Origin of the sequence: Streptomyces inhibens, from assembly GCF_003389455.1 — a bacterium.
Taxonomy (GTDB): Bacteria; Actinomycetota; Actinomycetes; order Streptomycetales; family Streptomycetaceae; genus Streptomyces; species Streptomyces inhibens.
This window is the reverse complement of sequence record NZ_QUAC01000478.1, coordinates 1-13,513: the sequence shown is the minus strand read 5'-3', so window position 1 is coordinate 13,513 and position 13,513 is coordinate 1. Positions and strand designations below refer to the sequence as shown.

Sequence of the window (13,513 nt, the reverse complement as noted above, 5' to 3'; positions counted from 1 at the left end):
GGGGCTCAGCGCCGCGGACGGTCCTCGCCCCGGCCGACGGCGTCGTGGTCCAGCTCCAGGTGTGCCGGCGCGGTGCTGATCCGCGGCAGCGCGTAGGCATGCTCGGTCCGCAGCCACTCGATCATCCGCTCGCGGACCTCGCAGCGCACCGTCCATATGGTGTCCGCGTCGCGGGCGGTGACCAGGGCACGCACCACGATCGTGGACGCGGTGGTGTCGGTGACCACCAGGCTCCAGGACCGGCCGTCCCAGTCCGGGCACTCCTGGAGGATCTCGTGCAGGCGCTGGCGCATCTTCTCCACCGGCGCGCTGTGGTCGAGGTGGAAGAGGACGGTGCCGGTCATCTGCGAGCCGCCGCGCGACCAGTTCTCGAACGGCTTGCCAGTGAAGTACGACACCGGCATGGTGATCCGGCGCTCGTCCCAGGTCCGTACGGTCAGAAACGTCAGGGTGATCTCCTCGACGGTGCCCCACTCGCCGTCCACGACGACCGTGTCCCCGATCCGCACCATGTCGCCGAAGGCGATCTGCAGCCCCGCGAAGAGGTTGCCGAGGGTGGACTGGGCGGCGATACCGGCGACGATGCCCAGCAGCCCGGCCGACGCCAGCATGGACGTGCCGACCGCCCGCATCGCGGGGAACGTCAGCAGCATCGAGGCGGCCGCGACGACGATCACCACGGCCGTCACCACCCGCTGGATCAGCGTCACCTGGGTCCGCACCCGCCGCACCCGCGCCGCGTCCCGGGCGCCCGCCGCATAGCGCGAGTACGACGACTCGACGATCGCCGCCGCGGCCCGTACGACCAGCCAGGCGGTGGCCGCTATCAGGACCAGGCTCAGCGCCCGGCCGATCCCGTCCGCGTGCTCCTCGACGATCTTCAGCCCGGTCTCGTCGTACGAGCCGCGCAACAGGGCCGCGCAGAGCGCCACTTGCAGCGGTATCCGGCAGCGGCGCAGCAGCCCCCACAGCGGGGTCTCCGGGTGGGCGGCATCGATCCGGCACAGTGCGCGGTCGGCGAGCCAGACCAGGACGAGTGTGATGACGAGCGAGCCGCCGACCACGACGACGGGACGCAGCACGTCCTCCAGGGACACGGATTCCTCCTCGGGTGAGATACGCCGTGGTGTGCTGCTACCCGGTCCCCTCGCCCGTAAATGGCACGATGGGGCCAGAACGATCCGACCCAGGGAAGTGATGCAGTGCCGGCCTCCACCGAGCCCGCGGCCAGCGGGCCTTTGACGATTGCCCTGTTCCATTCGGTGTGCGGGCTGCGCCCCGCGGTGCACGCCGCCGCGGACCGGCTGCGCGCCGCGGGACACGAGGTGATCGTCCCCGATCTGTTCGACGGCCGGACCGCCGAATCGGTGCCGGACGGCATCGTGATCAAGGACGAGATCGGCAAGGAGGAGCTGCTCAAGCGCGCCATCACGGCCGTCGCGCCGTACTCCGACCGCGGTCTGGTCTACGCCGGTTTCTCCTTCGGCGGCTCGGTCGCCCAGAACCTCGCACTGGGCGACGAGAAGACCCGCGGACTGCTTCTGCTGCACGGCACCTCCGACATCGCGGAGGGCACCGTCGCCGACGAGCTGCCGGTGCAGCTGCATGTCGCCGACCCGGACCCGTACGAGCCGCACGACTGGCTGAACGCCTGGTATCTGCAGATGCGCAGAGCCGGCGCGGACGTAGAGGTCTTCCGCTACGCCGGCGCCGGCCATCTGTTCACCGACCCCGATCTGCCGGACTACGACGAACAGGCGGCGGAGAGCGCCTGGAAGGTGGCGCTGGGGTTCCTCGCCGAGCTGTAGCACCGCGGGCAGGCGGGGCTGTCGGTGCCGGTGCGGCCGGTGAGGCCGGTGGGTGTCAGCCCACCGGCTGGTCCGCCCGCTCCACCTGCTGGCTGCCGGACCGGGTGCGGTACGAGCGCAGCAGCTTGCTGGTGGCGTTCGGGTCCGTCTTGTCCGAGATGCCGAAGTAGTCCATCTGCGTACGCTCGGCGTTGACGTCCAGGACGCTGTAGCCGTGCGAGTCCATGTCCAGCCATTTCACATGCCGGTTGGCGGCCCTGATGGCGGCGACACCGGCCAGCGAGATGGTGTGCGGGGCGACATGCAGGAAGTCGTCCACATTGTCGGAGGTGACGGAGGTGACCACGAACTCCGTCGCCACCGGCCGGGTGGCGGGGTAGGTCGCCGCCTGGAGCGGTACATCGTTGGCCCAGGCCATATGGATGTCGCCGGTCAGGAACACGGTGTTGTCGATACCGCGGTCGCTGAGGTGGCCGAGCAGCTCGCGCCGGTCGTCGGTGTAGCCGTCCCACTGGTCGGTGTTGACCGCCAGGCCCTCCTTGGGGATGCCGAGGATCTCGGCGAGCGGGCCGAGCAGATGCGCGGGTATGGAGCCGAACGCGACCTGCGAGACCATCACCGAGGTGCCGACCAGCCGCCAGGCGGTGTCCGAGCGGGTGAGGCCGGCCTTGAGCCAGTCCAGTTGGGCCCGCCCGGTGATCGTCCGGCTCGGGTCGTCGACCGCGCCGCTGCCCGGCTTGGCCTGCTCGTCGCGGAACGAGCGCAGATCCAGCAGATGCAGATCGGCGAGGGTGCCGAAGCGCAGCCTGCGGTAGGTGGTGCCGGCGATGGAGGGCCGCACCGGCATCCACTCGAAGTACGCCTGCTTCGCGGCGGCCATCCGCGCGGACCAGGAGCCCTCGGTGCCCGGCGTGTGGTTCACCGCGCCGCCCTTCCAGGCGTTGTCGGCGAACTCGTGGTCGTCCCAGATGGCGATGACCGGGTGGGCGGCGTGCATGGCCAGCGCGTCCGGGTCGGTCTTGTGGACGCCGTGCCGGATGCGGTAGTCGGCGAGCGTGAGCAGCTCATGGGCGGGGGAGTGCGGGCGGACGACGTACGTGAAGTCGGGGAATTCGCCGGACTTGTACTCGTAGAGGTAGTCGCCGAGGTGCAGCACCGCGTCCAGGTCCGTACGGGCCGCCAGGTGCCGGTACGACGAGAAGTAGCCGGACTCCCAGTTGGCGCAGGAGACCACGCCGAAGCGGACGTTGCCGGCCGCGGCGTCGTGCGCGGGTGCGGTGCGGGTGCGGCCGACGGGGGAGTGCTGCCCGTCGACGGTGAAGCGGTAGTAGTAGGGGGTGGCCGGGCGCAGGCCGCGGACGTCCGCCTTGACGGTGTGGTCGGCGGCCGCCGAGGTGGTCACGGTGCCCCGGGTGACGACGGTGGCGAAGCCCTGGTCGCTCGCCACCTCCCAGCTCACCTTGGTGGCCGGTCCGCGGCCGGAGCCCGGGGTGGCCGACGGGGTCGGCGTGACCCGGGTCCACAGCAGGACGCCGTCCGGGAGCGGATCACCGGAGGCGACGCCGTGCTGGAAGAACCGGCCCTGGTCCGGGGCCTGTTGGGCGTGCGCGGTGGCGGCGCCGGCGAACGGCAGAAGTGCGGCGGTGGCGGCTACGGCCGTAACGGCAGTGCGGCGCGAGATCTGGTCATGATCGGTCACGGCCGATCACCTTACTGGCCGGTAAGTGGCTTCGGGAGGGCGGTTCCCGGGGAATTCCGAGAATTCGCCCTCCCGTTGCCCTTACGGCACTCAGTGCGCGCCCGAGGGGTCCTTTTCGCCCTCGCGGATGCCCTTCGCGCCGCCTTCGCCCTTGCTGTCGCTCTTGCCCGAGTCCTTGCCCGAGCCCTGCCCCGCGGTCCCCTTCGCCGGGCCGAACTCCTTGTCGATCATCTTCTTGAAGTTGGCCTCGGCGAGCTGGTTGTACTGCGCCTGCGTCATCTGCCGCTGTGGGACCGGGGCCATCACCAGCTTCTTGTCGCCGTGCCGGAAGTTGGGCGTGCCCTTGACGCCCTTACGGCCGAACAGCGCGGTCATGTCCATCGTCCAGCGGTCGTAGGTGCCCTTCTTGACCGCCGTGGCGAACGCCTTGTTGTTCTTCAGCTCGGGCACCTCGCCGGCGACCTTGAGCAGCTCGGAGTCCTTGGCGTAGAGGTCCTCGCGCTCGTCGGGGTGGTACTTGGCGGAGTACAGCGCCGCCTTGTACTTCAAGAACGCCTCCGGGCTGACGTTCAGCGCCGCGCCGAGCGCGCTCAGCGCGTTCTTCGAGCCCTCGCCGCCCGACATGCCGTCGATGAAGGTGTACATGGTGAAGCGGACCTTGTACCGGCCGTCCTCGATGTCCTTGAGCAGGGCCTTGCCGCTGCTCTGCTCGAAGGCCGCACACGCCGGGCAGCGGACGTCCTCGAAGACCTCCAGGGTCTCCTTGGCGTTCTTGTCACCTATCAGGATCTCGGTGCCGTTCTTGCCCTGGGTGTGCGCAGGGGCGACGAGCTCGGCCTCCTTGGCGGCCTCCCAGCCCGTCGGCTCGTTGGCCTTCATCACGGCGAAGCCGATGCCGCCGGCCAACGCCAGTGCGCCGATCACCACGCCCGCCACGACGAGTTGGCGGCGCAGCTTCTCCTTCTTCTTCTGGCGTTCGCGCTCGGCGCGGATGCGTTCACGGGCTGCCGTCTTGCTGGTCTGGCTGTTGCGGTTGCTCATGGGTGATCCCCCTCGGGGTCCGTGGTGGCTCGTACGGGCTGGTCAGGCGGCGGACGGGCAGGGCGGGCCGCGGCGCCGTACGCAGTGCACGAGGAGGGGGAGCGGGCGGGCCGGCGGGAGCGGGTGCAGGGGGCGGATCTGCCGGCGGGGCCGGGTGAGCGCGGCCGTGACGAGCGTGACCGCGGTCAGCAGCGGACGGAACGTGGCCGCCGCGGCCGCCCGCAGCAGCGCGTCCAGGGCGGCGTCCCCGCGGTGCAGCCAGCCGGCGGCGAGCAGGCCGACCGCGAGATGGGCGGCGAGCAGCAGCCAGGGGGCGGCCGCCGGGACGGCCGGCGGCAACGGTGCGGAGGGATGGGCGGCCATCCGCGCCAGCGGGGTGCCCAACTCGCCGCCCCGGCACAGCAGATCGACGCCGACGGAGTGCAGCGGGCCGGTGACCGGGCCGCCGGCCCGGCCGTAACAGGTGTGCTGTCCGGCGGTGAAGACGGTGTCGGCGGCCAGCTCCAGCGGCACCAGAAGCGCGGCGAAGGCGCCGTAGCCACGCGCCCGGCCGGTCAGCGCATAGGCCGCGGCGAAGATGCCGGCGCAGATCGCGGCGACCGTCACCGGCGGCAGCGGGGCGCGCGAGAGCAGCACATGGGAGGTCGCCGACAGGGTGGTGCACAGCGCGGTGAACAACGCCGCCCGCACCGCCCTGAGTTCGGCCCCCGGCGCGGCCGTCGGCCGGGCCCCCGGGCGCACTCCCGTCGCCTGCATGGGCGGGAGTCTGCCATGTGCACGGCACAAGGCGGAGTCAAGATTTGGCATCGGCCGGCGTGCGGTCCGCACGCCGGCCGGGGCGGGCCATCGCCCGCGTCAGTGCCCTGCGTTGCTCAGTGCTTCAGTTCCTTGTCGACCATGGAGGTGAACTCGGCCAGGGAGGACGGCGCGACCTTGCCCTGCGGGCTGTCCGTGCCGATCACGGTGTCGTTGACCTTGACGGTCGGGGTGCTGGTGACTTCCTTGTGCGAGTTGAACTCGGTGGACATCTCCAGCGCCCAGCGGTCGTACGTGCCGGACTTGACGGCCTTCTGGAAGGCGGCGTTGCCCTTGAGCGCCGGGATGGTGTCGGCGACCTTGATCAGGTAGCTGTCGTCGGCGAACTTGTCCGGGCCGGTCTCCTCGGGGTGGTACTCCTTCGAGTACAGCGCGTACTTGTACTTCAGGAAGGCGTCCGAGCTGACGTTGAGGGCGGCGCCCAGCGCGCTGAGCGCGTTCTTGGAGCCGGTGCCCTTGAGGTTGGCGTCGAGGAACGTGCCGAGGTGGTAGGACGCCTTGTACTTGCCGTCCTTGATGTCCTTCTCGACGGTCTCCCCGACGTTCTGCTCGAAGCCCGCGCAGCCGGGGCAGCGCGGGTCCTCGAAGAGGCTCAGGGTGTTCTTGGCATTCGGCTTGCCGATGACGATGGTGGTGCCCTTGGCGCCGGTGGTGTTGGCGGGCTTGACGAGGTTGGCCTTCGCGGCCTTCGCCCAGACGTCGCTGCCCGCGGCCGCGGTGGCGGCGGAGTCGCTGCCGCCGCCCGTGTTGGCGACCGCCACGGCGATGCCGCCGGCTATCGCCAGCACGCCGACGATCGCACCGCCGACGGTCAGCTGCCGGCGGACCCGCTCCTTCTTCGCCTGCCGCTCACGCTCGGCGCGCAGCCGCTCGCGGGCTGCCTGCTTGTTGGCCTGGTTGTTGCGGTTGCTCATGGCTGTTCCTGCTCCGTGGGAATCCGTGGGAAGGGAGGTGCGTCCTGGCGGGGGCGTACGCGCGCACCGCGGGCGTACGCCTGCTGCGGGGCCGGAGGCCTACGCAGCGAGCGTGCAGGGCGGCCCACGGCGGACGACACAGTGCACGAGCAGGGGGACGGTGCGGGCGGTGTGCCCGGTCCGTACGGGGGCGGGCGCCGGGCGGCGCGGGGCGGCGGTGGCGCCGATGACCGCGACGGCGATCAGCAGCGGACGGAAGGCGAAGCCGGCCACCGCTCCCAGCAGCTGGGTAAATGCGGCCTCACCGCGGCGCAGCCAGCCGGCCGCCAGCAGCCCGATGGCCAGATGCGCCGCGAGCAGCAGCAGCCAGGCCGAGGCGGGTGTGGGTGCGGTGTCGTCCCCGGACAGTCGCATCAACGGGGCGCCGATGTCGCCGCCGCCGCAGAGCAGATCCACGCCCAGCGAGCGCAGCGGGCCGGTGACCGGGCCGCCGGCCTCCCCGTAACAGGTGTGCTGGCCGATGCTGAAGACCGTGTCGGCGGCCAGCTCCAGGGGGACCAGCAGCGCCGCGATCCGGCCGTAGCTCCGCTCCCGGCCGGCCAGCGCGTAGGCGATGACGAAGACGGCGGCCGAGAGCGCGGCGACGGTGGTCAGCGGCAGCGGCATATGGGACAGCAGCACATGGGACGCCGAGGACAGCGTGACGCACAGCGCCGTGAAGAGCGCTGCGCGCAGTGCCCGCAGGTGTGCCGCCGAGATGTCCATTGCAGCCGAGTGTGCCATGGGCCGGGATAAGGGGCGGCTAAGGGGGCCCGAAGCCCTGCGTACCGGAAAAACCGGTGCGTACGGGAATCATCGGGCGCCCCCGCCTCTGGGGTCCTCGGCCCTTACAGGCCCGGGATCCGGCCGTTGCGGAAGAGGTCCACGAAGATCTGGTGGTCGCCGCGGGCGCGGGCGCCGTAGGAGTGCGCGAAGTCCACCAGCAGCGGCGCGAAGCCGGTCTCGTCGGCCGCGATGGCCGCGTCGATGGCCCGCTCCGTCGAGAACGGCACCAGGGAGTGGCCGCTCTCGTCGTCCGCGGCGGCGTGCATGGTCGCGGTGGCCCGGCCCAGATCGGCCACGACCGCGGCGATCTCCTCCGGGTCGTCGATGTCCGACCAGTCCAGATCGACCGCGTACGGCGAGATCTCGGCGACCAGCTGGCCCGCGCCGTCCAGCTCGGTCCAGCCCAGCCACGGGTCGGCGTGGTCCTGGAGGGCGCGCTGCGAGATGACCGTGCGGTGGCCCTCGTGCTGGAAGTAGCCGCGGACCTGCGGATCGGTGATGTGCCGGGAGACCGCCGGGGTCTGCGCCTGCTTCATGTAGATCACCACATCGTTCTCCAGGGCATCGCTGTTGCCCTCCAGAAGGATGTTGTACGACGGCAGACCGGCCGAGCCGATGCCGATACCGCGCCGGCCCACCACATCCTTGACCCGGTAGGAGTCCGGACGGTCCAGGCTCGACTCCGGCAGCGTCTCCAGATAGCCGTCGAAGGCGGCGAGCACCTTGTAGCGGGTGGCCGCGTCCAGCTCGACGCTGCCGCCGCCCGCCGCGAAGCGCCGCTCGAAGTCGCGGATCTCCGTCATCGAGTCCAGCAGCCCGAAGCGGGTCAGCGAGCGGGCGTCGCGCAGCGCGTCCAGCAGCGGGCCCTCGGCGGTGTCCAGTGTGAAGGGCGGTACTGCGTCCTTGTCGGCCCTCTTCGCCCCGGAGGCCAGCGCGTGGATGCGCTCCCGGTAGGCGGCGGCGTAGGTGCGCACCAGGTCGGTGATCTGCTCGTCGCTGAGCGCCTTGGCGTAGCCGATCAGCGCGATCGAGGCGGCGAACCGCTTGAGGTCCCAGGTGAACGGTCCGACGTACGCCTCGTCGAAGTCGTTGACGTTGAAGATCAGCCGGCCCGTGGAGTCCATGTACGTGCCGAAGTTCTCGGCGTGCAGATCGCCGTGGATCCACACCCGGCCGGTCCGCTCGTCCAGATACGGGCCGCGGTCCTTGGCACCGCCGTCCGCCGTGGCCAGCGCCTCCAGGTCCCGGTAGAACAGGCACGCCGTGCCCCGGTAGAAGGCGAAGGCGGAGGCGGCCATCTTCCGGAATTTCACGCGGAAGGCCGCGGGGTCGGCGGCGAGCAGCTCTCCGAAGGCGGTGTCGAAAACGGCGAGGATCTCCTCGCCGCGCTGCGCGGCGTCCTGTGCCGGGGCGTGCTGGGACGGCATCGCTGGGTGCCTCCTGAGGTGCGGAAGATGGTACGGAGATACGTGGCAGATCATCGGTCGCCGATCTGCCACTGACAACGGGCGAGGCTACTCGTGAGTGCCCCGCGAGCGTCACCTGCGTACCCGCGATTGTCGGTCGGGAGTCGTAGACTTCAAGACCGTCTCACCTCCCGGCCACCGCCGGGAGGTGCCCCCAGCCGCCGACTGTTTTCCGGAGGTCCTCCGCCGTGGCCAAGCCGCCGTTCACGCACCTGCACGTCCATACCCAGTACTCACTGCTGGACGGTGCGGCGCGGCTGAAGGACATGTTCGCGGCGTGCAACGAGATGGGCATGACGCATATCGCCATGTCCGACCACGGCAACCTCCACGGCGCGTACGACTTCTTCCATACGGCGAAGAAGGCCGGGGTGACGCCGATCATCGGGATCGAGGCGTATGTGGCGCCGGAGTCGCGGCGCAACAAGCGCAAGGTCCAGTGGGGCCAGCCGCACCAGAAGCGCGATGACGTCTCAGGTTCGGGTGGTTATACGCACAAGACGATCTGGGCGGCGAACAAGACCGGTCTGCACAACCTCTTCCGGCTGTCCTCGGACGCGTATGCGGAGGGCTGGCTGCAGAAGTGGCCGCGGATGGACAAGGAGACCATCGCCCAGTGGTCCGAGGGCCTGATCGCCTCCACCGGCTGCCCCTCCGGCGAACTGCAGACCCGGCTGCGGCTGGGGCAGTACGACGAGGCGCGCAAGGCCGCGGGTGAGTATCAGGACATCTTCGGCAAGGACCGGTACTTCCTGGAGCTGATGGACCACGGCATCGAGATCGAGCGCCGGGTCCGCGAGGACCTCCTGAAGATCGGCAAGGAACTCGGCATCCCGCCGCTGGTCACCAACGACTCGCACTACACCTACGCCCACGAGTCCACGGCGCACGACGCCCTGCTGTGCATCCAGACCGGTAAGAACCTCTCCGACCCGGACCGCTTCCGCTTCGACGGCACGGGCTACTACCTCAAGTCCACGGACGAGATGTACGCCATCGACTCCTCGGACGCCTGGCAGGAGGGCTGCCGAAACACCCTCCTGGTCGCCGAGCAGATCGACACCACCGGCATGTTCGAAAAGCGCGACCTGATGCCGAAGTTCGACATCCCCGAGGGCTTCACCGAGGTCACCTGGTTCCAGGAGGAGGTCCGGGTCGGCATGGAGCGCCGCTACCCGGGCGGCGTCCCCGAAGACCGGCAGAAGCAGGCCGAGTACGAGATGGACATCATCATCCAGATGGGGTTCCCCGGCTACTTCCTCGTGGTCGCCGACTTCATCATGTGGGCCAAGAACAACGGCATCGCGGTCGGCCCCGGCCGAGGCTCCGCGGCCGGTTCGATCGTCGCGTACGCCATGGGCATCACCGACCTCGACCCGATCACGCACGGGCTGATCTTCGAGCGGTTCCTCAACCCCGAGCGCGTCTCCATGCCCGATGTCGACATCGACTTCGACGAGCGCAGGCGCGTCGAAGTGATCCGGTATGTCACGGAGAAGTACGGCGCCGACAAGGTCGCCATGATCGGCACCTACGGCAAGATCAAGGCCAAGAACGCCATCAAGGACTCCGCGCGCGTCCTCGGCTACCCGTACGCGATGGGCGACCGCCTCACCAAGGCCATGCCCGCCGACGTCCTCGGCAAGGGCATCGACCTCAGCGGCATCACCGACCCCAAGCACCCGCGCTACAGCGAGGCGGGCGAGATCCGGGGGATGTACGAGAACGAACCGGACGTGAAGAAGGTCATCGACACCGCCAAGGGCGTCGAGGGCCTGGTCCGGCAGATGGGTGTGCACGCGGCCGGCGTGATCATGTCCAGCGAGCCCATCGTCGACCACGCCCCGATCTGGGTGCGGCACACGGACGGCGTGACCATCACGCAGTGGGACTACCCCCAGTGCGAGTCGCTCGGCCTGCTGAAGATGGACTTCCTGGGCCTGCGCAACCTGACCATCATGGACGACGCCGTCAAGATGGTGAAGGCCAACAAGGGCGTCGAGCTGGAGATGCTCTCGCTCCCGCTGGACGACCCCAAGACCTTCGAACTGCTCTGCCGCGGCGACACCCTCGGCGTCTTCCAGTTCGACGGCGGCCCGATGCGCTCGCTGCTCCGCCAGATGCAGCCCGACAACTTCGAGGACATTTCCGCCGTCTCGGCCCTCTACCGGCCGGGCCCGATGGGCATGAACTCGCACACGAACTACGCGGAGCGCAAGAACGGCCGCCAGGAGATCACGCCGATCCACCCGGAGCTCGAAGAGCCTCTGAAGGAGACGCTCGGCCTGACCTACGGCCTCATCGTGTATCAGGAGCAGGTGCAGAAGGCCGCCCAGATCATCGCCGGGTACTCTCTCGGCGAGGCCGACATCCTGCGCCGCGTCATGGGCAAGAAGAAGCCCGAGGAGCTGGCGAAGAACTTCGTCCTGTTCCAGGAGGGCGCGAAGAAGAACGGCTTCTCCGACCAGGCGATCCAGGCCCTGTGGGACGTCCTGGTCCCGTTCGCCGGCTACGCCTTCAACAAGGCGCACTCCTCCGCGTACGGCCTGGTCACCTACTGGACCGCCTACCTCAAGGCCAACTACCCGGCCGAGTACATGTCCGCGCTGCTGACCTCCGTGCGCGACGACAAGGACAAGTCGGCGGTCTATCTGAACGAATGCCGCCGCATGGGTATCAAGGTGCTGCCGCCCAACGTCAACGAGTCCGAGGCGAACTTCGCCGCCCAGGGCGACGACGTGATCCTCTTCGGCCTCACCGCGGTCCGTAACGTCGGTCAGAACGTGGTCGACTCGATCATCCGCTGCCGCAAGGCGAAGGGGAAGTACCTCTCCTTCCCCGACTACCTCGACAAGGTCGACGCGGTCGTCTGCAACAAGCGCACCACCGAGTCACTGATCAAGGCCGGTGCCTTCGACGAGATGGGCCACACCCGCAAGGGCCTGATGGCGCACTACGAACCGATGATCGACAACGTCGTCCAGGTCAAGCGCAAGGAGGCCGAGGGGCAGTTCGACCTCTTCGGCGGCATGGGCGACGACAGCGCCGACGAGGGCCCCGGCTTCGGTCTGGACGTCGAGTTCTCGGACATCGAGTGGGACAAGACCTATCTGCTCGCCCAGGAGCGCGAGATGCTCGGTCTCTACGTCTCCGACCACCCGCTCTTCGGCCTGGAACACGTACTGTCCGACAAGGCGGACGCCGCCATCGCCCAGCTGACCGGCGGCGACTATTCGGACGGCTCGATCGTCACGATCGGCGGCATCATCTCCGGTCTTCAGCGCAAGATGACCAAGCAGGGCAACGCCTGGGCCATCGCCACCGTCGAGGACCTGGCCGGCTCCATCGACTGCATGTTCTTCCCGGCGACCTACCAGCTGGTGTCCACCCAACTCGTCGAGGACACCGTGGTCTTCGTCAAGGGCCGTCTGGACAAGCGCGAGGACATCCCGCGCCTGGTCGCCATGGAGATGATGGTCCCCGATCTCTCCGAGGCCGGTACCAACGCCCCGGTGACGATCACCATTCCGACGGTCAAGGTCACCCCGCCGATGGTCGAGAAGCTCGGTGAGGTGCTCAGCAGCCACCGCGGCTCCACGGAGGTGCGGATCAAGCTCCAGGGGGCGCGCAAGACGACCGTGCTCCGACTCGACCGTCACCGGGTCACGCCCGACCCGTCGCTGTTCGGCGATCTGAAGGTGCTGCTCGGCCCGTCCTGCCTGGCGGGCTGACCCCGCGGTGAACCGCTGACCCATCGGACAGGCCCTAGTTACCCCGAGGGGCGCGCCCGTAGTGGACGCGCCCCTCAACTCATCTGCGGGACAAGTCAGTTGTGGCCGAACCGGCGCTCGCGGTTCTTGCGGGCGAGGTCTGAGGGGGATCCTGTGGCAGCGGACTTGGCCTGCGCCTCCATGGACGACTTCTGGGCCTCCTGCTGGCTGCGCTCGGCCGCGGAAGCCTTCTGCTGCTGACTGCGGTTCTGCTTCTTGTCCTTGGCCATGACCGTTGCCTCCTGAGGGGGAATCTGGGATCTGGGCCGGGACCAGACTTACATGCCGGACAGAAGCCTGCATTTCGGACAATTACCGTGCGTAAAACGGCCGATCACGCGCTGTACCCGGGATCCCCGCCGAATCCGCCACGCCGATGATCGAGTTCGGGCAGATAACGCCCGTGCGGTCGGGCAGACTCGAAGGAAGCCGAAGAGAACTCGTGCCACGGGCCGAGCCGGGGGGCGACCGGACTTCAGCACCTCAGGGAAGAGGGTGGATCGTGGATCGCTGTGTCGTCCTGGTGGACGCCGGGTATTTGCTCGGGGCCGCTGCGAGCCTGCTCGCCGGAGAGCCCGCACGTTCCCGGATCACCGTCGATCACGCCGCGCTCATCCAGGGCCTGCGCCAGCGCGCCGAGGCGGACACCGAACGCCCGCTGCTGCGGATCTACTGGTTCGACGGCGCCCCCGACCGCGTCCCGCAGCCCGAGCACCGCCGGCTGCGCGTGATGTCCCGGGTCACCGTCCGGCTGGGCGCCCTGACCCGCAGCGACGGCCGCTGGGCGCAAAAGGGCGTGGACGCCGCCATGCACGCCGAGCTGACCGAACTCGCCCGTAACCGCGCCTGCTCCGACATCGTGCTGGTCACCGGCGACGGCGATCTGCTGCCCGGCCTGATGTCGGCGAAGGAGCACGGCGTCGCCGTCCACCTGTGGGCCGTACAGGCCGCGGACGGCGACTACAACCAGTCCGAGGACCTGGTCGCCGAGGCCGATGAGCGGCGGGTGCTGGACCGGGCCTGGATCACCCGCGCCGTACGTGCCAAGGAGCTCGGCGGGCCCTGCGCGCCGCCGCCCGTACCGCGCCCCGAGATCGCCGCGATCCTCTCGGCGCCGCTGCCGGAGTCCGCGGTCGCGGCCGCGGCGGCCGCCGCCTCCGCGTCCGGCCCGGAC

The 13,513-nt window shown here is 69.5% G+C and carries 11 protein-coding genes; 3 read left to right on the top strand and 8 right to left on the bottom strand.

Annotation, left to right across the window (positions count from 1 at the left end; translation table 11 throughout):
• Positions 1 to 5 precede the first annotated feature (5 nt).
• Positions 6 to 1,091, bottom strand: coding sequence for a mechanosensitive ion channel family protein (locus tag DY245_RS41795; RefSeq protein WP_128512361.1), 1,086 nt, complete (start codon positions 1,089 to 1,091; stop codon positions 6 to 8).
• A gap of 111 nt (positions 1,092 to 1,202) precedes the next feature.
• On the opposite strand from DY245_RS41795, the gene DY245_RS41790 reads away from it, so the two are divergent.
• The gene (locus DY245_RS41790; protein WP_128512346.1) at positions 1,203 to 1,808 is read left to right on the top strand and encodes a dienelactone hydrolase family protein; all 606 of its coding nucleotides are present in this window, start codon (positions 1,203 to 1,205) and stop codon (positions 1,806 to 1,808) included.
• Positions 1,809 to 1,863: 55 nt separating this feature from the next.
• On the opposite strand, the gene DY245_RS41785 is transcribed toward DY245_RS41790, so the two are convergent.
• The 6 genes from DY245_RS41785 to DY245_RS41760 form a co-directional block, all read right to left on the bottom strand.
• Positions 1,864 to 3,507, bottom strand: a complete 1,644-nt coding sequence (locus DY245_RS41785; RefSeq protein WP_128512345.1) for an alkaline phosphatase D family protein — start codon at positions 3,505 to 3,507, stop codon at positions 1,864 to 1,866.
• A gap of 90 nt (positions 3,508 to 3,597) precedes the next feature.
• The gene (locus tag DY245_RS41780; RefSeq protein WP_128512344.1) at positions 3,598 to 4,548 is read right to left on the bottom strand and encodes a thioredoxin domain-containing protein; all 951 of its coding nucleotides are present in this window, start codon (positions 4,546 to 4,548) and stop codon (positions 3,598 to 3,600) included.
• A gap of 42 nt (positions 4,549 to 4,590) precedes the next feature.
• The gene (locus DY245_RS41775) at positions 4,591 to 5,304 is read right to left on the bottom strand and encodes a hypothetical protein (protein WP_128512343.1); all 714 of its coding nucleotides are present in this window, start codon (positions 5,302 to 5,304) and stop codon (positions 4,591 to 4,593) included.
• 116 nt (positions 5,305 to 5,420) lie between these two features.
• On the bottom strand, positions 5,421 to 6,278 hold the full coding sequence (locus DY245_RS41770; protein ID WP_128512342.1) for a thioredoxin domain-containing protein: 858 nt from the start codon (positions 6,276 to 6,278) through the stop codon (positions 5,421 to 5,423).
• Between the two features lie 99 nt (positions 6,279 to 6,377).
• The gene (locus DY245_RS41765; RefSeq protein WP_128512341.1) at positions 6,378 to 7,043 is read right to left on the bottom strand and encodes a hypothetical protein; all 666 of its coding nucleotides are present in this window, start codon (positions 7,041 to 7,043) and stop codon (positions 6,378 to 6,380) included.
• Between the two features lie 122 nt (positions 7,044 to 7,165).
• Complete coding sequence (locus DY245_RS41760) at positions 7,166 to 8,530, bottom strand: DUF2252 domain-containing protein (RefSeq protein ID WP_128512340.1); 1,365 nt, start codon at positions 8,528 to 8,530, stop codon at positions 7,166 to 7,168.
• Positions 8,531 to 8,757: 227 nt separating this feature from the next.
• On the opposite strand from DY245_RS41760, the gene dnaE reads away from it, so the two are divergent.
• Positions 8,758 to 12,300: a DNA polymerase III subunit alpha gene (gene dnaE, locus DY245_RS41755; protein ID WP_128512339.1), complete on the top strand. Its 3,543-nt coding sequence runs from the start codon at positions 8,758 to 8,760 to the stop codon at positions 12,298 to 12,300.
• Positions 12,301 to 12,395: 95 nt separating this feature from the next.
• Here the strand turns inward: dnaE and DY245_RS45025 are convergent, their stop codons facing one another.
• Positions 12,396 to 12,569: a hypothetical protein gene (locus DY245_RS45025; RefSeq protein ID WP_181924092.1), complete on the bottom strand. Its 174-nt coding sequence runs from the start codon at positions 12,567 to 12,569 to the stop codon at positions 12,396 to 12,398.
• A 272-nt stretch (positions 12,570 to 12,841) separates the two neighbouring features.
• Here DY245_RS45025 and DY245_RS41750 point away from each other — a divergent pair.
• Positions 12,842 to 13,513, top strand: a 672-nt coding sequence (locus DY245_RS41750) for an NYN domain-containing protein (RefSeq protein WP_147318435.1), incomplete at its 3' end; no start/stop codon positions are given.

Coding starts and splice junctions, on each gene's coding strand:
- DY245_RS41780 (WP_128512344.1), bottom strand. CDS start 4,548: ATGAGCAACCGCAACAGCCAGACCAGCAAGACGGCAGCCCGTGAACGC.
- DY245_RS41775 (WP_128512343.1), bottom strand. CDS start 5,304: ATGCAGGCGACGGGAGTGCGCCCGGGGGCCCGGCCGACGGCCGCGCCG.
- DY245_RS41770 (WP_128512342.1), bottom strand. CDS start 6,278: ATGAGCAACCGCAACAACCAGGCCAACAAGCAGGCAGCCCGCGAGCGG.
- DY245_RS41765 (WP_128512341.1), bottom strand. CDS start 7,043: ATGGACATCTCGGCGGCACACCTGCGGGCACTGCGCGCAGCGCTCTTC.
- DY245_RS41760 (WP_128512340.1), bottom strand. CDS start 8,530: ATGCCGTCCCAGCACGCCCCGGCACAGGACGCCGCGCAGCGCGGCGAG.
- DY245_RS45025 (WP_181924092.1), bottom strand. CDS start 12,569: ATGGCCAAGGACAAGAAGCAGAACCGCAGTCAGCAGCAGAAGGCTTCC.